Source organism: Heliobacterium mobile, assembly GCF_009720735.1.
Taxonomy (GTDB): domain Bacteria; phylum Bacillota; class Desulfitobacteriia; order Heliobacteriales; family Heliobacteriaceae; genus Heliobacterium; species Heliobacterium mobile.
Map to the genome: position 1 here is coordinate 1 of NZ_WNKU01000001.1, position 19,675 is coordinate 19,675.

Consider the following 19,675-nt stretch of genomic DNA (forward strand, 5'->3'; position numbering starts at 1 on the left):
CGGGGTTAGCTTCAGGTTGTATCGAAAAACTGTGAAAAAGCGAGTATTACGGAGAAAAGATTAATTTATTGAGGGAGTGTACATTTCAGAGAAGTGATTTAAAGCCTCCAGATGTGGACTCAATGACTAAAAGGATAATGTGTTTGCTAAGCTGTGTACGTAATAACAATAATATGGAGACTTTTTCAAAGAGAATGGTTCTTCAATACATACGGTTTTTTCATGAAGAAAATGAAATCTAAGTGGATAATGTTTTGAACTCATCTGCTTAGGATACTAAAGCAGATAAGAAGAAACTCGCCCACAGAAGCCTAATGTTGGAAGAGAATCAATGGTTAACCGAAGAAAAGATAAAGAAACAATAAGTCGAGAAAGGAGATTTAATTTGAAGAAATTCATATCGGAAAATTATTGGATTATTTCTTCGTTTATAAAGTATCCAGAGTCGATGGTACAAAAGTTGCCTCTTGATTTTATGGGTAAGCAACAAGTACTCAGTAAAAACTTATTGTAACTCAACCCCACAGCCCATCTATTGAATAGACAGGCAGTTTAACCATCGCGGTTGGACTGCCTTTTTTCTAGGACGGTGGGGGTCTGTAAAGACAGCGTGTCACCTTGACCGAGGAAGTGGCAAAATGGTTGTGCCACAAGAGGGCCAGCTTTTCCTGGAGGGGAAAAGACCCTCCGGTCATCTGTCGTAGCCAAGCGGCCTGCATGGCAATCACAGGCAAGGGGGCATTTTCGGTCAGCAAAAACGACCTATGTGTTACCACATCGGTCGGCAGGAGAGGGGTGGGGAGAGACAGAAGAATAAGACTGTTGAGGAAGACTACGGAACGATGTCATTATTTAATGATAGGAGCGTCTGTTGCTATGGCAAATGAAAGAGTGAAATCCGGGAAACCAGCCATCCTCCTCGTCGCCTTCGGCACGAGCGTGCCCGAAGGGCGGGCGGCCCTGGATCATATCGAAGCCAACGTCAAGGCGGCCTTTCCCGGCGTGGAGGTGCGATGGTCCTATACCTCTTCGATAATCCGCAAAAAAATCGCTCGGGAACAACAGGTGATCATCGACAGCCCGCTGACGGCGCTGTCGAAACTGAGAGATGACGGCTACAACCAGGTGGTCGTTCACTCCTTACATGTCTTTCCTGGCCGAGAGTACTGCGACCTTGAGGAAATCGTCAAAAGCCTACAAGGGATGAAGACGAGCGACGGCCCTGTCTTTGACAGGCTGGTCCTCAGCGACTCGCTCCTTCATGAATTCAACGATTACCAGCGGGCTTGTGAAGCCATCACCGGCCTGATTCCGGCAAACAGCGATGAGGAAGCGCTGCTGCTCATGGGCCATGGGACCGACCACCGGGCCTTGAGCGCCTTTGGCTGCCTGAATGATCTCCTGCGCCACCAGTACCGGGGCAAGAACGTGATGCTCGCCACCGTCGAGGGCTACCCGGAACTGCAACATGCCCTGGGCGACCTGGTCGCTAGCGGTGTGAAAAAGGTAAAGCTTGCGCCGTTTCTGGTCGTGGCCGGCGGCCATGCTCAAAAGGACATGGCCGGTGATGAGCCCCAATCCTGGAAAAGCCAGTTGGAAGCTAAGGGGTTTGTGGTGAGCGCCCACATGCAAGGGCTCGGCGAGAATGACGCTATCGTCAATATGATGGTGGATCATCTTAAGAAAGCATGGGAACGGCAGTGACAAATACGCTCGAACGATTTGAATAGTAGAAAATCATAGGGGGAGACATCCCCCGTGTTATTCCCAGCAGAACCTCATTCACCGCTCAGTTGCGCTCCCGCATTGCCACAGTTGAGTCTATAAACTGACATCTTGCATTCGGTCAGTAAATAATCATCAATATCAAATAACGACTGAGGCGACCATTTATGAACCAAGAAAAAAGTAATCTTCAAAAAGGCAAAGTAATTATAAGATTGCTAAAAATTGTAGGTATAATTATTCTACTATTCGTCTGTTTTATATCTTGGGGAGTTTATTGGTTTTTTTTCAGCATGGATTCTCTCCCTACAGGTGAATTAATAAATGAAGTTACTTCGCCTGGTGGGAACTATACTGTAAAAGGATACCGTTCGGATGGAGGGGCTACCACCTCTTATGCAATACGAGGAGAACTGGTATTCAATAAGCAAAAAAGGGCACCTAAGAACATTTACTGGAATTATCGGGAGGATCAAGCGAATATTATTTGGCTCGACGATGATACCGTAGTGATCAATGGGCATGAACTAAATGTGCCGAATGATAGATTTGATTTTCGAAGATATCGTTAAAATAATCGTTCTGGTTCAGTCGTCCATAACAACTTCACACAATCGCCCAGTTACATCGACCTCCCAAGTACCACTCGTTGTCGGGAGCAGCGTGAATGGGCGTTTTTTTTCGTTCAAGAGGGTGCGGTTTACAGAATGACAAGGATGTATTAATATGAATGTAAATACAATTTATGGGATGTAAAGCGGGATATGTCCCAATTTGAAAGCTCTCTAATGAAAGAACGTGTTGAGCTGCTTTCAAATATATTAATCGCTATCCTTTTATGGACGAATGGAAAAATTCAGCTAAAAGTATTGGCTTTCTTGCTGTTCACATTTGCCGTTAGCAATAACCCAAAGCAATAATCTAATGATTAGCCCAGCTAACCCGTCAGTCCAGGGAGCTATACCGAAATTGGAAAGAGATATAGCGGTGACCGCGATGAGGTTGGTCCCAGTCGCAGCTAAGTCTTCAAAGAAAACCGAGCAAGGGACTCTATTGGCCGTGGATATAATGAACGAAGGCACCCAGGTTGTTAAATATAGGACAAAAGGTGAGAAAAGTGCCGTTAATATTTTTTTCAACCATATCGGCGTTACTGGGGTTTGCCATTGGTCAGCTTCTAGGCACAATGTTTGTGATTATATTTACAATAATAGGGTTTATAATTCCAAGCATTTTAGTTGTTGATAAAATATATCAACAAGTATTAGGGCCAGGAGACTGCAGGAAAATTGACGAACTTCAGAAAGAGCAAAAAATGTGAGGAGTAGACACAGAGGGCGCATAATGGAGGGGGTAGCATGAGGTCCTTTATCTTTAAAGCGCTAACTGCAACGATTTTTGCGGCATTCCTGATATTAATAGCGATCGTGATTAAAGCCGTACGTGGTAGCCGTTCCAGTTGTGACCATGGAAGTGGTGACGTTGATTTGGTAGTTCTATCTGATGATTACAGCGGTAGTGATGGAATTATAGATTTCGGCGGGAACGATAGTGACCTCAGAGGCAACAGTGGCGGAGGCGACGATAGAAGTACATGAAAAAATTATTAGTTCTTTTGTGTATTGTTAGTTCACTTTTGTCTATAACTGGGTGTCTTTCAAAAGGGAATCAGAATATAACTAATTCTCAAAATGTAGGGGCAATTCAGGTATGGGTTGAAGGATTCGACGAAAACCTTGAACATCAATGGCAAGTTGATACCAATACCAGAAATGTTGATAATAAATATTTATTTGATATTGCACTAACGAATATTAGCAACGAAACTGTTGATGTAGTTTCAATATCATTAAATGGGGAGAGAAGTGGAACAATCAACGGAGCTGCTGCTGTTGATGTTATGCCGAATAGTAAATTGGGTGTTTTAGATTGTCCGTTAAAAGAAAACGAAGCGAATTACAAATTAACAATTTCATGGGTAGAACAAGGAAAAAAGAATTTATCGACGCTGACAATAAAGGTAACCCGATTCGAATAATTTTTTGAAGGAAAGCCTTGAGGAATCGAGTCATAATTCTCTAAACGTCTTTCCTGTCTTCGGTTTAGATGTTTAAAACAATAGTCAGAAAGAGAGGAGTTCCATTGTTTATTTTATTAATCATCGCCTACGCCGCGATATGCTTTATATTTCTACGAACTCTTATAGATTTATTAGTTAAGATATTAAACAAAGAGGATATATACTATCAGAAATTATCGTCATCGATTCTTTTCTCTATCGTTTGTTTAATACCGTTTGTATCTTTATTAATGAGTATTTTCTATGGAGAACTTAAAGGGGAACGCAGTATTATAAGCCCGCTATGAAGGCGAGCTTGCTTATTAGTTGAAACGATTTTAACCAGACCTAATCAAAGGCCCGATAAAAAGAGAGAACATTTCTTTCAAAGTTTGGATAACAGTCGGCACATACATGCCAGCAAGCTTTCTCTTTTATCTGTGAACCCCAAAACTTAGTTACCAACGTGCAGATAAGCTCGACAGCGGTTTGTTGATGACATAACTGACAGACCGTTTCTTTGACAGACAAAATGCCCCCTCCTTACATAAGAATTATCTGAAACTTCAGATAATAAATCTTATGAAGGATTAACATTAAATTTGCATGTACACTCTGTAATCGAAGTCGCCAGTAATAAATTTTCTAAACCAGCAGGGTGAAAACGCTGAAAAATTAAGCAAGGCATAAATTGCAGTAAATTTAGAAATGTCCTGGAGGAAAAAGTAGGATTCTGTCGAAATCCAATGCGAGAGAGGTTATAGCAAGATAAGGCTATTTCTAGGGAGGATTATTTATGTCAGTATTGGACAATGCTGTTTTACAGGCGGAATTTTATCAACTTTTAAATCCCCTAGATTCATGCGTTATGATCACTGATGATGAAGGAACTATAGTCCACTTTGTTCAAGCTAAAACGTTTAAAATGAATGTGTCAGTCGGTTCTAAAGCTGCTTCTGAAGGTTCAATTGCTAAAGCATTAAAGACCAGAAGTGAAGTTCGAATGTCTCTTTCTAAAGAGCTTTATGGAGTACCTATAAAATCAATTTGCCTGCCAATTATTGAAGAAGGTAGACTCGTTGGGGCGATAGCTACCGCAACAAGTTTGACCAACCAAGAAGCGTTAGAACACTCGGCTCATGCTATAGCTGCTACCTCTGAGCAAATTAGTGCTACTACAGAAGAGCTAGCAGGAACAGCTACAGAGTTAGCAAATAACCTTGTCAACCTAACAAAGAATGGAGAACGCATTCTTGACCAAGTGAAAAAGACTGACGATATATTACATTTCGTTAGTGATGTTGCATCTAATTCAAACTTGCTCGGGCTAAATGCTGCGATAGAAGCAGCTAGAGCAGGCGAACATGGACGTGGCTTCGCTGTTGTTGCAGAAGAGATTCGAAAAATGGCTGATAATAGTGGAAAGGCAGTTAAGGACATCAATCAGATACTTATTCAAATACAAAGGGATGTTAAAGAGATGGTTCAAGTGTTATCTGAAACTTCGGGGATAGGAGAAAGACAAGCTGCTGCTACGGAAGAAATTTCGGCCTCCATGGAGCAACTGGTTGTAGCAGCTGATCAAATCGAAAAAATTGCAACATTTATTTAGTCTAGTGCAGCCCGGAATTCAATTCACCGGGCTGTTTTTCATTTAGTCGACAGAGTAAAGTTGCTCCGACATCACTATAGGGATTTTCGCTTGTTGTGTTATCTTGACAATAAAGGAGTTATAGAAGAAGGTTACAAATGAGCTTTATAACTGCATCCATATGGTTTTAAAGAATAATCCGTTCAAAATGTTCGGGAAGATACTTATGATTGGAGAAGAGAAGGTGAATAAATCGAATGCTCCTCCACATAGGTCTTCCCAAATTGACACATGGCATCAAGGACTGGTTTTAGATTTTTACCTGATTCCGATAAAGAGTACTCCACTTTCGGAGGGACCTCAGGGTAAACCTTCCTTATAATCAACCCATCCTCTTCCAGGCTTCGCAGCTGCTGCGTAAGCATTTTTTGTGTGGCTTGCGGGATTAACCGTTTTATTTCGCTAAACCGTAACGTTCTATCCAATAAGTACCATAGAATCAAGGCCTTATAGCGACCGCCGATGAGCTCTATCGCCAACTCCATGGTGCAGTTAAACACAGTATTTTTGTATTTGATCATCCTTATCCTCCTGAGCGGGTAGTAAGTATCTAAATGGGTACTATATTACTAAATAGTGCGTACTTGTTTAGATGCATTGTAGTCAGTACTATTATACTGCATAAGACATCAGGGGAACATATCCATTAGAAGGTTTCGTAAGGAAAGGATGATAAGCATGGGATTTTTAGAAATTGCCAAAAAGAGGTATTCCTGCCGTAACTTCCTCCCTAATCCGGTGGAAAAGGAAAAGTTAAACCAAATATTAGAGGCGGCCAGGGTGGCTCCGACAGGTGCCAACAAACAACCTTATAAACTGCTGGTCGTTCAAGAAACGGAAGGACAAGAAAAATTAAAAAAGGCTGCCAAAACGTATGGCGCTCCCTTGTCCATTATCGTTTGCGGAGATCATAGCAAAGTTTGGGTTCGGCCTTTTGATCAAAAGAACATTCTCGATATCGATGCCAGCATTGTAACGGATCATATGATGCTTCAGGCCACCGAGCTTGGTTTAGATTCTGTTTGGATCTGTTATTTTAACCCGATAGTGCTACGCGAAGAATTCAATATCCCTGCAGGATACGAAGCCATTAACATCCTGGCTATCGGCTATTCTGCCGAAGAAGCTCAATCTCCAGACCGCCACGAAAAAACCCGTAGACCGCTTCAAGAAATGGTCTGCTACGAGGAATTCAAATAAGCGACTTCTGTTTGGGACAAAAACTGTAGTTTGCACACATGTATATAGGCACGTTTTTGAAACCACGAACAGCGATCTTGCCAACATGTGCAGGGTCGCTGTTCGCTTGTTCTAAAGTGATGTCATGTATTTTGAATCAATCACCAAAATATACAAAAAGAAGGATTTTGGCATATCTTCCGCGAAATACGTAGAGTATACGCTGTGCTTTCAAAGAGAGATGAATGTACGGACATAGACGAATGAAAGCATGAAAAAAGTTTCGAGGTAACGCTTATGGAGTTAGCGATGGTCTTTTTCGTCATATTGTTACTCGGAATCACAGTAGTAGTGATTTTCGGAAAGGAGCAGATCAAAGGGGTAATTGCTCCTCTGGCGATTTTGTTAATCGCTGATTTTTTACTTCTCTACGGAAAATATGTTGTCTCTGACGGTTTTCTGACGTTCATTCTATACGTACCTTCACTGGTACTGATCGCAATCTCCGGTATATGGTCGTTGATTATTTGGGTAAAATGTAGAAGAGACAGGGCCAATCAGCGTAAGATACTGGCCGTTGCCCTCGGCTTTGTTGTGACGGCTGTAATTATGGCAACTCCCGCACTAGACCAAATGGATAAGTTCAAACTCTATCAAAAAGAATATCTCGCCGTTTCCGACGCTATATTCCTAGCATACGATCAGGGGAAACTGTCCCTGGGAGAGGAATTCACATCACCGCCGTACAGTATTTCAGGTGTAGATAAGCAGAAGAGTCGATTTTCCGAGGAAGTGGTACATAAGATGGGTACTTTACATAAGTCGGCTGGCGTCAATAGTTATATTGTCGCCGACCAAGACGTCATCTATTTTAGCTTCGGGGCCAATCTCCAATCGATCGATGGCATCGCCATATGTAGAAACGGTAAAGACCCTACGGTAGATCTATCGCTGAAGTCAAGATTCTTTGATGGTGCCACTTCTTATGAATACATCACTGAGGGGGCCTATCATTTTAGAGACGGGTTGTAAATGGACCGAACCTTCAGAGGTCGGTTGACAAGACGACTAGGAATTAGTTGAAGGAACGAAGCAACAGCCACGCGAACCCTTTATTCAGGCTGTACAGTGTGTTCCCAAAGTGAGGTGAATGTATGGATTACAGTTTGAGCCTTGTATTCGCCCTATTGATAAACATGCTCGTGATCAGAATCATCATGGAAGTGTTAGCTCGGTTTGGCATCGACTTCGTAGGGTTCTTTCGAGACTTGTGGAAAAAGCTAAAAAAGCAACGCCCGTCTTCACGGCCTCAATGAACTACGTTCAGAGGAGGCTAGTTAGGACGGGCTTTTTTTACATGTTATCTTGAGCCCTTTAAAGAGGGCGATTTTCGTCCATCTCTTGTCCCAGGAGCAATAGCTTATTCATCGTTTTCCAATTGCGTACCGTGGCAGGCACCTCTAGTTTCGCAAGTTGACTGGCAAGTTTTGAATTTCGAATACTCTGATGAAATAATAGATAAATATCCCGGCCCTCGATGAAGAACTCTTCATATTCACTGTTGTACTTTAATAAGGATTTTACGCTATCCTGTGAAAGGATATCTGTTAGCAAGGCGACGTACAGGCACTCGCTGTTCGATAACGATTCGATCTCCGACACCTTTTTCTCCGGAAAAGGGCAACGGACTATAATTTGTTCAAACTCTGCTAGAGTTCTTAAAATCACGGCGACTGAAAATCCAAAGCGTAGCTCGATTTGAGACTCGATTTTTTTACAGAGTGCACTTTCCGGTTCGTCAGATTTTAATAGAAGATTGCCGCTTTGAATGTACGTTCGTACATCACCAAGCCCGACTGCTTCCAGTGATTTCTTTAACTCGGTCATTTTAATGACGTTTTTTCCGCCAACATTAATTCCTCGTAAAAGGGCGACATACGTAGTCAAGCAAACTTCTCCTTTACCTGCATTCAGGATAACTACGTTGAACTTTTTGAGATGGACCAGATGGACCACTTCGCGACCTACAAAAAACCGACGGGTGCATATCGCGCCCCCAACACGGTTTCCGAAGACCCTCCCAGGAACCGATCGATTAATGTAGCATAGAGGCACCGGAAATCGGTGGTATACTTCAAATCTCCTTGATCCAGGTCGGTCAACGACGGGTATTCCCCATAAAGCCCTCCCTTCACTGGCGCACCAATGAAAAAGACCGGTCCTGCCGTTCCGTGATCGGTGCCGCCCGAAGCGTTTTCATTCACGCGCCGGCCGAACTCGGAAAAGATCATCAGCAGCACCTGATCAGCTTTCCCTGATTCATCCATATCCTGACAGAATCGGCTGACCGCATCGTCGACCTGCTTCAGTTGACTCGCCTGTGCCTGTACCTGTCCCGCGTGCGAGTCAAAACCAGCGAACTGTGTATAAAGGATTTGAGGCTGTGGTGGCTCGCCTTTGATCAACGCGGCTGCGTCGGCCAGTGCCAGACCCGGAACGGTACTGAGGTAGCCTTCTCTCGTAGGTTTGAGACGGTGTACTTTTTCTACAGATACGACTAGGCTATTCCCTTTTTGTCTTACCAAGCGGTAGGGAGCGGTGGAAGAGGAGCTGTTCGGGGAATCTGGGGTATACATCTGTTTGAAAGCGTCAACCATGGCTGTGTCCTTGGACAAGGAGTAACTTGATAGGGAAGGAATGACCGGTACGGATAAATCCCCTGACAGTGCCAGCAGCATTTGATTACTTATGACGACGGCACGCAAGGGGTGATTTATATCGGGTGTAGACTCCATGTATCTTGCCAGCCATCCTTTTCGAGCTTGCACATCGGGGTCGGCCAGATTCCAGATATCCATCGAACGGAAGTGGGAGCGGTCCGGATTCGGATAACCTACCCCTTGCACGATGGCGACGCGGCCGGCACCGTAGAGTTTATGTATACCGGCGAGGGACGGCGCCAACCCCAGCCCGTTTTCGAGGGGCAGCACTGTATCCGCTTTGATCGCGATGGTGGGACGGTTCTTGTAATAGGCTTCATCCCGATAAGGAACTACGGTGTTCAGCCCGTCATTCCCACCGGCCAATTGGACGACGACCAGGGTCCTATCACTACGGGGTGCCTTGTTTTGGTGAGCCAAAGGGGAACTGTTTGTGAAAAAGCCGCTGCGCCATCCGGCGAGGGCAGCCGTTCCTAATCCCGCAGCCGCAATCCCGGTGCCGACAAGAAACTGTCTGCGTGTAAAGGAATTTATGACGTCCGCCCCCTACATCTTCTGATTTTCAGGTGAGATGAGTAACAGCGCCAGAAGTCCCTGAGCTTTCGTCAGGGACCAGTCGCCCTTTGAGAAATGCAGCAGAGCTTCGCGAGTGTTCGCTGTCAAGGTAAGACATAAGATACTTGACCACTCTTCGATAGCGGCTTCTGCCGAGGGGGGCATATTTTGTCCCAGGGGGCCTTCTTTGGCCAATCGAGCAGCCTCCTGGGCAAAGTGAAAGCGCGAGCGCAATGTGGCACTGTTCAGCCAGATCTCACCACTGGGCCAACCGGCCACATTGGGGGGCTGAAAAAGCAGTTGTCCCATTTCGTTTAGCCAGTGGGAAATTTGATCTGCCGTCAGATGGATACCAGTGAGGCGGACAGTTTCCGCAAGAAACTGTGTGGGATTTTTGACTAGGCTATGTTTTTCAGCGGCTTGATAAAATTCCTCACGGGTGAAGAGAACTCCCAGAAGCGTTTTCATATCATATTGGCTGTTACGATAAAGGTCTGCTAATTCCCGGACCAGTTCCGGCTCGGGATTTTCCCGGTAAAAATGACGGCATACTTTTGTGGTGATAAACTCGGCTGTTCGGGGATGTTCCAGTAACAACTCAACGATACCATCAGCATCGAAGTTATCGCTTTTTCCGAAGATAGTCTTCACACTTTGGTCGTGAAGCTCCTGGCGGAAGACGCTTGCACCTGTTTTATCCAGTTGCCAGCCGGTGAACGCTCGGGCGGCCGCTTTTATGTCGTCTTCGTTGTAACTCCCTACTCCCAAGGTAAAGAGTTCCATCACTTCGCGGGCATAGTTCTCATTAGGTGCTCGGGAAGTGTTGCGGTAGCCGTCAAGCCAGATCAGCATGGCCGTATTCTTGGTAATCGCTTTTAGTAGGTCGCCAAATTTACCTAGACCGAACCGGTAAAAGAGGTCATATTGCTGTGCCATATAAAGGCTGCGGTTTACTTTGACGAGAGAAGTGGCGAAGTGGTTGTGCCAAAAAAGGGCCATCTTTTCCTGAAGCGGAAAAGTGCCTTCGGTGATGCGTTTGATCCAGGCGGCCGGCATCGCTTTATAGTTGTTTTGTTCCCGCTGACGGCGGGCTTTTCGCTCTTCTTCGTCTTTCAGTGGTTGATTACCGTCGTCGTTGATGTATGTACTCATAGAAAGAGGATGAGGATCTTCGCGCAACCACGACTCCGGTACATCCGCATTATTCGGGACAGGGTAAAAGGAGCTGCCAGCCCAGCCAGCTCGCAGCAGCAGTGCATGGCGGCGTTTTTCACTCTGTTCAGCCAACTGGCATAACCTACCTTTCTCAGGAGCCCTTCCTTCCATTGTAGCACCAAAGGCACCTGAGGTCTGTAAACTTCCCCAAGATAACCCATCGATGAGATAAAAAGGCCCAGAAAAGACGCTCGTCACGGTGAGCTTTTTCTGGGCTTAGAGACGGATGGTGGGTGTTTTAGGCCGGACCTTCCTCGGCCGATTCGCTGGGGCGGCTATGTAATATCATGCCGGCGATGACAAGCATCATGCCTGCGAAACCGCTCGTCGATGGTAAGGCGCCGCCTAAAAAGAACATATCGCCCAACAGCGAAAAGATGATTTCACCAGCTTGTGTTGCCTCGACGGCCGCCAACTGGTGGGGATGATTTTTGGCTATGTCTGTGGCCATGAAAAATAAGGTGGTCGCGATCACGCCAGAACTGACGGCGACGTTAAAGGACTGTTCGATTTGACCCAGGCTCGGCAGAGCGGTTGCGAACAAACCGTATAGGGATAAGAGAAGCCAAAAGGGCATACTCGCTAGGGTCATCCCTAAGATACGCTGGTAGGTATCTAATTTTCCCGCACAGAGGAGGATCATCTTTCGGTTCCCCAAAGGATAAGCGATAGCCCCGACGAGGACTGGGAAGGAGCCGATCAAGATCTCTTGGAGAGAAAGTGTATCGAATTGTACTTTTTGCATGATCAAAATGCCGAACAATATGACCATAGAATAGAGCACGCTTTTCCTGGGGATTTTTTGGCCACGATAAATCAAGGGGATCAATAACGTGCCGGCTACGATGGTGACTTGCCACATCCCCGCGATTAACCAAGAAGGGCCATAGGTAGCGGCGTAACAGAGTGGAGTGTAAAAAAGTCCAAAGCCGACGGTGCTCCACAAGATCCACCAACTGAGATGTCCTTTCATCACAGACAAGAGCTCTGCGAGATTGCCTCGCAGATAGACGATGATGAGGAAAAAGGGCAGCGTGAAAAAATAGCGTAAGCTGGCACTCCAAACCCAACTTCCCCCGGAAAGTTCCATCAGCCTGTTTAGAACAAAGGTGATTCCGAAGAAAGCCGATGCGAAGATACCAAGAATGATCGGTTTCAAAGACGGCCTCCTTGTTTTTTATAAAGTTTAGCGAAGTATAGGGCTCTCCTTAAAATTATACAATGGAAACAAGCCATAAAGAATTAGGTTTAGTTAGAATCTATCTGGAGGAGTTCCTTGATTTGTGTGGAATTTAATCTCGTGGAATAAGCATACAAGAATATACATATATGAACGACATCGCCGGTGTTGCATACTGGGCGTTACGCAATCGGTGTGTTGACGAGACGAAGGGGAAATCGGGGGTAGGTCGACCGATGAACTGTCCAAACACTCCTGCCAAGAAAATGGCCGCCTTAACGATGACGTTGACAATGGCGTTGCTGCTTGGGCAGCCGATTTGGATACCGGAAGCGTCCATTCGAACAGCGGAAGCCTCCTTTCCGGAAAACAAAGGCGAGACAGTTGCACAGGCGGACACGGGGGAGACTCCTGAACCTTCCTCAGAGGTGATAGCACGCGCTGATGAGCTCTTACAGGCGCTGATCGAATCCAACCCCGCATTAGGTAGGTTGAAGCTGCAAGGCAAATCGAAAGAATTCGTTGAAGGTACAGCCACGCAAGCCCTTTATTCCGGCTGTACATCTACCTGGAACATCACCTTAGGTAGTGAGAATGCAGATGAATGGGCACAGCTAACGGTGGATGGGCAGTCGGGAGAAGCGATCCGCTTTTGTTGGAACAACTATGTAGCTTCGAAAGAAAAGAATTTGACGGAAGAGCGAGCCAGAGAAGTGGCTTCGTCCTTTCTAAAGACTGTTGCCGGTGAACAATTTTCCGTATATCGCATCAAGGAAGAAAGCCTAATCGAAAATGGAGAGTTTGCTTTTCAACGAACCGTTCGATTCGAACGTTTGATAAACGGCATCCCCCTGTTGAATTGTGGCTGGTATGTCGTTGTTGACGCATACGGACGCATCAATGACGCGAGGTTAGAGGGTCCTCATAATTTTTCCGATGCCTCTTTTCCGAAACCGACCGGCCTGTTACCGGTCGAAGAACTCAAGGCAAAGGTCGATAAGTGGTTACCATTTCAGTTGTCCTATAGACCAATGACATCGGACGATTCGAAACAAGGCCCTCCTAAAGCCGGCCTCGTTTACACACCCGTGGTGACCGGAATCGTATTGGCAGACGCCGTGACAGGAGAGGCGCCGCCATCCCACAAGTCGGAAAGCGAGGTTTTCCGCTTCAAGGGCGATGATCGCAACATCATAGGCAATGAAGCAGAGGCGGTTCAGTGGTTGAAGCGAACCTGGGGAGTCGATGTCCAGACCATGGAACAGATAAAGGTTCCTATGCCTGGTCATGAGCCTGCCGAGGTATTATATCGTTGTCGAGTGCCCTTTAAGGGAGGTGTAGCCGTCAAGTCAGGAACGACCGATTCAGGAAATGGCTCCGAGCAGGGATGGGTCAGGGAATACAATATCGCCGTGGAACCAACGACGGGAAAGTTTATCCGTTATAGCGTGATTCAAAGCGGTGAGGACATCCCACAACTGTCCTTACCGGAAGATCAGGTGAAGGAAAAAGCCCGCCGATGCCTGGAAAATATGCTGGGCAACGGTGAGTACGATGTAGAGATGGAAATGCTGGACCGTACGGTCCACATCCCTGAATGGGTCGATCACAGCCGGTTTTTAAAGGGCGAGTTTATTCCCGATGGACTTTATAATTTCCATTTCCGCTTCAGGCATTATGGCATACCGGACGGGGAGATTGGTGCATCTTGTCTGGTCAACAGTAATACTGGCGATATAAACTTGGAGCAGTTGAAATACCCTCAAATGAGGAACTACCCGGATCCGTCTAAAGCGGTCTCGGTAGACAGGGTTAAGGCGGCTTATCTGAAAAAGTGGACGCCCCGATTAGTCTACGAATGGCCTGATTTTTGCGGACAAGGAGCGCCGAAAGCCAATCTCTGCTATACCATTTCTGATGAAATGGTGGGGATTACATATGACGCCCTTACCGGGGAAGAGATGAGCCTGTATACTCCTAGTTCAAGTGGAACCATAATGTTTGATTGGATTCATTGAAAAACCGCCATGGTCTGGCGGTTTTTCTTTTTGAACGGAACGACAAGATAATAGCGAAAAGATATTGTGAAAAAATCCAAAGTGTTTTCTCTGCTCCCAGGTGAGAACGCTTCGCTGTAAAAGGTATAGGCGAAACTAAAGTGGGGAAAATGATTTCGAGTTTTTGCAACTTCACCACAGTACCGCACTTCAGAGGAGGACCTTGCGTGAACAACTTTCGAAGAATGTTGACTGTAAACATACTCGTCTTAGCCTTACTCGCCGGTGGGGCGATAGCCGCTGTATACTTTTATAATCGAGCGATCAATTATGTGACGACAAACAATGCACGTATTGATGCGACTCGTGTCACCATTACACCATCCGCTTCAGGTCAATTGATCGGTTGGAATGGGGACATCGGAAAAAAGTATGCCCCCGGTGAGCGTGTCGGCATGATTCAACCCGCCGTCCCGGGTGCCCCGCCTGTAGATGTGACATTTCCGATGAGTGCGACGATCGTACAGCAATCGGCCGTGAAAAACTCCTTTGTCGCCGCCGGCACACCATTGGCTTACGCCTACGATATGGATAATCTTTACGTGACGGCGAACATCAATGAAAACGACTTAAGCAAGGTCGCAGTCGGACAGAACGTTGACATCACTGTCGATGCTTTCCCCGGAACACTCCTCAGCGGTAAGGTTAACCGCATCGGAATGACGACGGCAGGGACATTTACCTTGTTACCGGAACAAAACACCAACGCCAATTATACGAAGGTCGCTCAGCTGGTTCCCATATCCATCGCGTTGGATGGAACGAAAGGGCTCGACATTAAACCAGGGTTGAGTGCCAACGTAAGAATCCACCGTTAGGAGTGGGGTCATGGTTCTTGAGTATTTGATAGGCTATCTCATCTTCGCCCTCATTGTCATCGCAGCGGCCTATGCGTTGTATATCTATAGAACCAATGAGAATCTGCCCGAAAATGAACCTCCTGTCATAGACCCTACCTTCACGGGAATGATCTCCGGACCCGTGACGGAGCCCTTTGAGACTCCCCATCACGAACTTGCCCGCAGCGAAGGTGAAGTAAGGCAAGTCAACCCATCTCCGCAGGAGGTCAACGAACCGCTACAGGAACTTCCTGTCGGACGAATCGTCACGGTCATGATGTTGGGGGCCTTTGTATCCATCCTCAACCAAACGTTGATTAACGTAGCGATTCCCCACATGATGAATGACTTCAATGTCTCAGCCAGTACCATCCAATGGCTCATTACCGGATTTATGCTCGTCAACGGCATCCTCATTCCGATCAGCGCCTTTTTAATGGAGACTTTTAGTACGAGACAATTGTTCATCGCGGCGATGATTTCCTTTACCATAGGTTCGGTGATCTGTGGTTTCGCCAACTCCTTCGCCGTGATGATGATTGGTCGTGTGGTCCAAGCGGTAGGAGCTGGGATCCTTATGCCGCAAGTGATGAACGTATTCCTGACGGTGTTTCCACCGGAAAAGCGGGGCACGGCGATGGGAACCATGGGTGTGGCCATGATTTTCGCCCCTGCTGTAGGACCGACCTTGGCCGGGTGGATTGTGCAAAACTATACCTGGCGCATCCTCTTTTTCATCATGGTTCCCATCGGCATTATCGACATCGTCATCGCAATCAAGTGGTTGTCCAATGTGGCTAAACTGACTTATCCCGAGTTCGATATCTGGGGAGTGGTCTTTTCCACCGTTGGTTTCGGAGGGCTCCTTTACGGGTTTAGTCGAGCCGGGACTGTCGGGTGGGGTTCGGCAGAAGTGATCCTCTTTGTAACACTTGGCGTTATCGGTGTCGCCTTGTTTATCTGGCGTGAATTGACCGTAGAAAACCCGATGCTGGAGTTCCGTGTTTTTCGCTACGGTATTTTCTCTCTGACGACGGCGATCAGTTCGATCACAAACATGGCCATGTTTGCAGCCATGCTCCTTTTACCGATATACCTACAGAATATCCGTGGCTTTACGCCCCTGCAGTCCGGCTTATTGTTGCTGCCGGGAGCATTGATCATGGGGGTCATGTCACCGATTTCAGGAGCCCTTTTCGATCGCATCGGTGTTCGTCCACTCGCTATCGTTGGGTTGCTGATCACAGCAGCAGCTAATTATGAGTTCGCGAAACTGACGGCGACGACCACCTACCACAATATCGTCTTGATCTACTGCTTGCGAAGCTTTGGAATGTCCTTATTGATGATGACTGTAATGACGGCAGGCCTCAATCAACTCCCCGGCTATCTAAACAGCCATGGAACAGCCATGTCCAATACGATACGACAAGTGGCTGGATCGTTAGGCACCGCGTTGTTGGTGACGATCATGACCAACCGCACCAGTGTACATCTGGGAGATTATATGAGTGCGATGGTCTCCAGCAATCCGTCAGTCAATCAGCAATTCGGTGGAATTACACACGCTTTGGCATTAGGCACAGGCGTGACGGCAGCCCAAGCTCAAGGGTTAGCGACCACTGTTGTCTATGGCTTATCGGCCAAATATTCGGCGATCGCTGGGATTAACGACGCTTTTTTGGTGGCGACGGGAATTATCCTGTTGGCCTGGGTGATGTCTTTCTTTATTCGAAGGGTCCCTTATGGGAAGACTGAGTCGTAACGAGAGATTCATAAACAAAAGAAACCTAACGATACAAGATTATCGCTGGGCTTTTTTACTGGTTAAAGGTCGGTTAGAGTTTTTCATTGATAGTAAAGATCATTACGCCTTGTCGTAGTGAACCTAACAACGATTTCATTAAGGGTCAATGAAGATTACTATGTATCTTTTTTTATATTGTAGCAATACTGAGCCTATAATATAATGTAAATACTGTTGACTATCCGTAAGCGACGCGCTGTGAACAAGTCATTCATGAGTGCAGTCGTCGGAACTAACTCGCAATGTCCATGAAGACCCATACAAGGCGATGGTCGTCTCAAAGATTCTTGAGCTTTGTAGAGAACTAGGCATACATTCTGTCGCAGAAGGAGTAGAATCCCAAGGAGAGTGGTCCTGGTTAAAAGAACGAGGGGCCGATTTTGTTCAGGGGTACTTCTTTGCTAGACCTGCGGAAAAGCCAATTCCGCGGGACCAAATAAGCCTTGACTTTTTACAGACCGAAAGCGTTGGCTAAATGTTTCACTCTTTATACTTGTTACAATAAGGAATTATATGGGGACATGTATACCTGCCGGAGCATCACGCTTCGGTTTTTTTGGTAAAGTACGTTTATATTTGTCATTAGGTGGATTATAATTAGTTAATACATCTATGATAACTCGCTGATAGGGGCTGTTAATCTTGGATAGTCTTCCGAAGGAAATAGATCAATTTATCGATAAGTTGACTGAATTAAAACAAGAATATACGGAGCTTTTCTATAAATATCAAAATAATACCCGTCTGATGGTAAAAAATCAGACCGTCATCGATAATCTCTTAAATGTAATCCCCGATATTATTTTTGTGAAAGATTCCAATGGCGTCATGTTAAATTGTAACAAGGCCCTCTGTGACTTTTTTGGTATGGATAGTAAAAGAATCATCGGAAAGACCGACTATGAGTTGTTTTCCAAAGAAGATGCTGAACTTTACCGACTGTTGGATTCTAAAGTAATGCGAGAAAAAAGAACCCAAAAAATTGAGGAATGGATCCTTTATCCCGATGGGAAAAAAGTGCTGGTTGAGACGATCAAAGAACCCATTTTCGATCAATATGATCAAGTGGTTGGCATCATTGGTATCTCTAGAGATATTACGCAACATAAACAAACACTGACGGCATTACAGGAAAGTGAAAAAAAGTTGGAGATGTTCTTCTCTCAGTCGATAAACGCCTTCTTTTACATAATGACCGACGAACCGATTCGCTGGGATGATACGATCGACAAAGAAGAAGTGCTGAATTATGCCATGCAGCACCTACGAATTACGAAGTGTAATGACGCTTTGTGCAGCCTCTACAGAGCTCAAAGAGAACAATTAATCCATCTACCTATGAATGATTTTTGGGGCAAAGACACAGCACAATGCAAGAAAATGTTAAAAGAACTGTTGGATTCAGGGAAACTTCGTATAGAAATGTCTCGAGAAAAGTTCGATGGCACAGCTATGTATGTCGAAGGAGATTATCAACTTTTTTATGCTGACGACGGGAGAGTGCTCGGCTATTTCGGCGTTCAACGGGACATCACTGAGAAAAAACGAGGCCTTAAGGAGTTAGAAGTCGCTAAGGAACAAGCTGAAGCGGCGAATCATGCCAAAAGCCAATTCTTGTCGACGATGAGTCATGAAATCCGCACGCCCATGAACGGAATTTTAGGAATGTCTGAACTTCTTTTGGATACGCCCATGTCTGAAGAGCAAAAGGAATTCGCCAAGATGATCAAGGATTCTACCCATGCTCTCTTAAACGTCATCAGTGACGTGTTGGATTACTCTAAGATCGATTCGGGATCGATGATGATCGAGAAGGTGGAGGTACATCTTCAAAAAACGATTACGGATGTTATCGATCTGGTAAAGGTTACGGCTCAAGCAAAGGGACTATCCTTAATTAGTTTGATTGATCTCGAGAGTGCCCTGACGATACAGTCCGATCCGGTTCGCCTTCGTCAGGTATTATTGAACTTACTAGACAATGCCGTTAAATTTACGCAACGTGGGGAAGTAACCTTACGAGTGTCCACTCAAGAAATCCATAGTAAGAAGGAAGCCCTCTTTGAGGTCATTGATACAGGGAGCGGTATTGAGGCTAAAGATATCGAACGCATCTTCCAGCCCTTTAGCCAAGTGGACAGTTCCTTTTCGCGAAGATACGGTGGTACCGGTTTAGGGTTATCCATCTCAAAGCGTTTAGTCGAGCTGATGGGCGGAACGATTGGAGTACATAGTCAGAGCGGCAAAGGATCGAAGTTTTGGTTTACCATTCCGTTGATTGAATGGGCCACATCGATTGCTGAGTAAGGCAAGTACCGAACGCATGAATGAGTAACGGCATTAATGTTAGAATGCAAGTTAACAATAGCATAAAGGTGAAAAGCCGCCGAGGGAGGGCGGCTTTCTTGTTATCTCATGACCTGTGGATGAACCTATTCGGGTAACACTTAATTGGTTATTGCGTAGATTATCTATATCGATATAGTGTAAAGCTATTAGTGATGAGGTATAATTCCTATAAGATTGCTGTAGATTCAAAGGGGGACGATAGCGATGTCTCTGGCTGAGTTACTTAGAGAGGGAGAAGAGTTTAAGTACGAGATGCTCAAGCTAAAGCTATCGGATAACTTTTTTAAGAGTAAAAAGTATTTGGATTGGATAGAGCGATGTATTCAATCGTTGAATGAC

Annotated in this window: 19 protein-coding genes; 13 read left to right on the plus strand and 6 right to left on the minus strand. The window is 45.6% G+C overall.

Annotated features, from left to right (window positions below; translation table 11 throughout):
- Positions 1–581: 581 nt before the first annotated feature.
- Positions 582–719: a DUF1800 family protein gene (locus GJ688_RS21480; protein WP_155474493.1), complete on the minus strand. Its 138-nt coding sequence runs from the start codon at positions 717–719 to the stop codon at positions 582–584.
- Between the two features lie 157 nt (positions 720–876).
- Here GJ688_RS21480 and GJ688_RS00010 point away from each other — a divergent pair, with 157 nt between their 5' ends.
- The 6 genes from GJ688_RS00010 (at position 877) to GJ688_RS00035 (ending at position 5,396) form a co-directional block, all read left to right on the plus strand.
- On the plus strand, positions 877–1,704 hold the full coding sequence (locus GJ688_RS00010; RefSeq protein WP_170291501.1) for a sirohydrochlorin cobaltochelatase: 828 nt from the start codon (positions 877–879) through the stop codon (positions 1,702–1,704).
- Between the two features lie 188 nt (positions 1,705–1,892).
- On the plus strand, positions 1,893–2,297 hold the full coding sequence (locus tag GJ688_RS00015; protein ID WP_155474495.1) for a DUF5412 domain-containing protein: 405 nt from the start codon (positions 1,893–1,895) through the stop codon (positions 2,295–2,297).
- Between the two features lie 515 nt (positions 2,298–2,812).
- Positions 2,813–3,046: a hypothetical protein gene (locus GJ688_RS00020; RefSeq protein ID WP_170291502.1), complete on the plus strand. Its 234-nt coding sequence runs from the start codon at positions 2,813–2,815 to the stop codon at positions 3,044–3,046.
- Positions 3,047–3,083: 37 nt separating this feature from the next.
- Complete coding sequence (locus GJ688_RS00025) at positions 3,084–3,323, plus strand: hypothetical protein (protein ID WP_155474497.1); 240 nt, start codon at positions 3,084–3,086, stop codon at positions 3,321–3,323.
- Positions 3,320–3,763 (plus strand): hypothetical protein, encoded by a 444-nt coding sequence (locus GJ688_RS00030; RefSeq protein ID WP_155474498.1) that lies wholly within the window; start codon positions 3,320–3,322, stop codon positions 3,761–3,763. Before GJ688_RS00025 ends, GJ688_RS00030 begins: the two co-directional genes overlap by 4 nt.
- Positions 3,764–4,580: 817 nt before the next feature.
- On the plus strand, positions 4,581–5,396 hold the full coding sequence (locus tag GJ688_RS00035; RefSeq protein ID WP_155474499.1) for a methyl-accepting chemotaxis protein: 816 nt from the start codon (positions 4,581–4,583) through the stop codon (positions 5,394–5,396).
- A 203-nt stretch (positions 5,397–5,599) separates the two neighbouring features.
- On the opposite strand, the gene GJ688_RS00040 is transcribed toward GJ688_RS00035, so the two are convergent.
- Positions 5,600–5,956, minus strand: a complete 357-nt coding sequence (locus GJ688_RS00040) for a winged helix-turn-helix transcriptional regulator (protein WP_155474500.1) — start codon at positions 5,954–5,956, stop codon at positions 5,600–5,602.
- Between the two features lie 157 nt (positions 5,957–6,113).
- On the opposite strand from GJ688_RS00040, the gene GJ688_RS00045 reads away from it, so the two are divergent.
- Both GJ688_RS00045 and GJ688_RS00050 read left to right on the plus strand, forming a co-directional pair.
- Positions 6,114–6,635, plus strand: coding sequence for a nitroreductase family protein (locus GJ688_RS00045; protein ID WP_155474501.1), 522 nt, complete (start codon positions 6,114–6,116; stop codon positions 6,633–6,635).
- A gap of 276 nt (positions 6,636–6,911) precedes the next feature.
- Complete coding sequence (locus GJ688_RS00050; RefSeq protein WP_155474502.1) at positions 6,912–7,646, plus strand: hypothetical protein; 735 nt, start codon at positions 6,912–6,914, stop codon at positions 7,644–7,646.
- 342 nt (positions 7,647–7,988) lie between these two features.
- Here the strand turns inward: GJ688_RS00050 and GJ688_RS00055 are convergent, their stop codons facing one another.
- From GJ688_RS00055 to GJ688_RS00070, 4 genes are all read right to left on the minus strand, one after another.
- The gene (locus GJ688_RS00055; protein WP_155474503.1) at positions 7,989–8,561 is read right to left on the minus strand and encodes a DUF1697 domain-containing protein; all 573 of its coding nucleotides are present in this window, start codon (positions 8,559–8,561) and stop codon (positions 7,989–7,991) included.
- A 77-nt stretch (positions 8,562–8,638) separates the two neighbouring features.
- The gene (locus tag GJ688_RS00060; RefSeq protein WP_155474504.1) at positions 8,639–9,754 is read right to left on the minus strand and encodes a DUF1501 domain-containing protein; all 1,116 of its coding nucleotides are present in this window, start codon (positions 9,752–9,754) and stop codon (positions 8,639–8,641) included.
- 126 nt (positions 9,755–9,880) lie between these two features.
- Entirely contained in the window at positions 9,881–11,302 is a 1,422-nt protein-coding gene (locus GJ688_RS00065; RefSeq protein WP_155474505.1) for a DUF1800 domain-containing protein, read from the minus strand.
- A gap of 40 nt (positions 11,303–11,342) precedes the next feature.
- Complete coding sequence (locus GJ688_RS00070; protein ID WP_155474506.1) at positions 11,343–12,263, minus strand: DMT family transporter; 921 nt, start codon at positions 12,261–12,263, stop codon at positions 11,343–11,345.
- A gap of 170 nt (positions 12,264–12,433) precedes the next feature.
- On the opposite strand from GJ688_RS00070, the gene GJ688_RS00075 reads away from it, so the two are divergent.
- The 5 genes from GJ688_RS00075 (at position 12,434) to GJ688_RS00095 (ending at position 19,294) form a co-directional block, all read left to right on the plus strand.
- Positions 12,434–14,302: a YcdB/YcdC domain-containing protein gene (locus GJ688_RS00075; protein WP_170291503.1), complete on the plus strand. Its 1,869-nt coding sequence runs from the start codon at positions 12,434–12,436 to the stop codon at positions 14,300–14,302.
- Between the two features lie 206 nt (positions 14,303–14,508).
- Positions 14,509–15,159 (plus strand): HlyD family secretion protein, encoded by a 651-nt coding sequence (locus tag GJ688_RS00080; protein ID WP_170291504.1) that lies wholly within the window; start codon positions 14,509–14,511, stop codon positions 15,157–15,159.
- 10 nt (positions 15,160–15,169) lie between these two features.
- Complete coding sequence (locus tag GJ688_RS00085; protein WP_155474508.1) at positions 15,170–16,945, plus strand: DHA2 family efflux MFS transporter permease subunit; 1,776 nt, start codon at positions 15,170–15,172, stop codon at positions 16,943–16,945.
- Between the two features lie 259 nt (positions 16,946–17,204).
- Positions 17,205–17,462: an EAL domain-containing protein gene (locus tag GJ688_RS21485; protein ID WP_155474509.1), complete on the plus strand. Its 258-nt coding sequence runs from the start codon at positions 17,205–17,207 to the stop codon at positions 17,460–17,462.
- Between the two features lie 167 nt (positions 17,463–17,629).
- Positions 17,630–19,294 carry a PAS domain-containing sensor histidine kinase gene (locus GJ688_RS00095; RefSeq protein ID WP_155474510.1) on the plus strand — a complete coding sequence of 555 codons (1,665 nt, stop codon included), beginning with the start codon at positions 17,630–17,632 and terminating at the stop codon, positions 19,292–19,294.
- Positions 19,295–19,675: the final 381 nt, after the last annotated feature.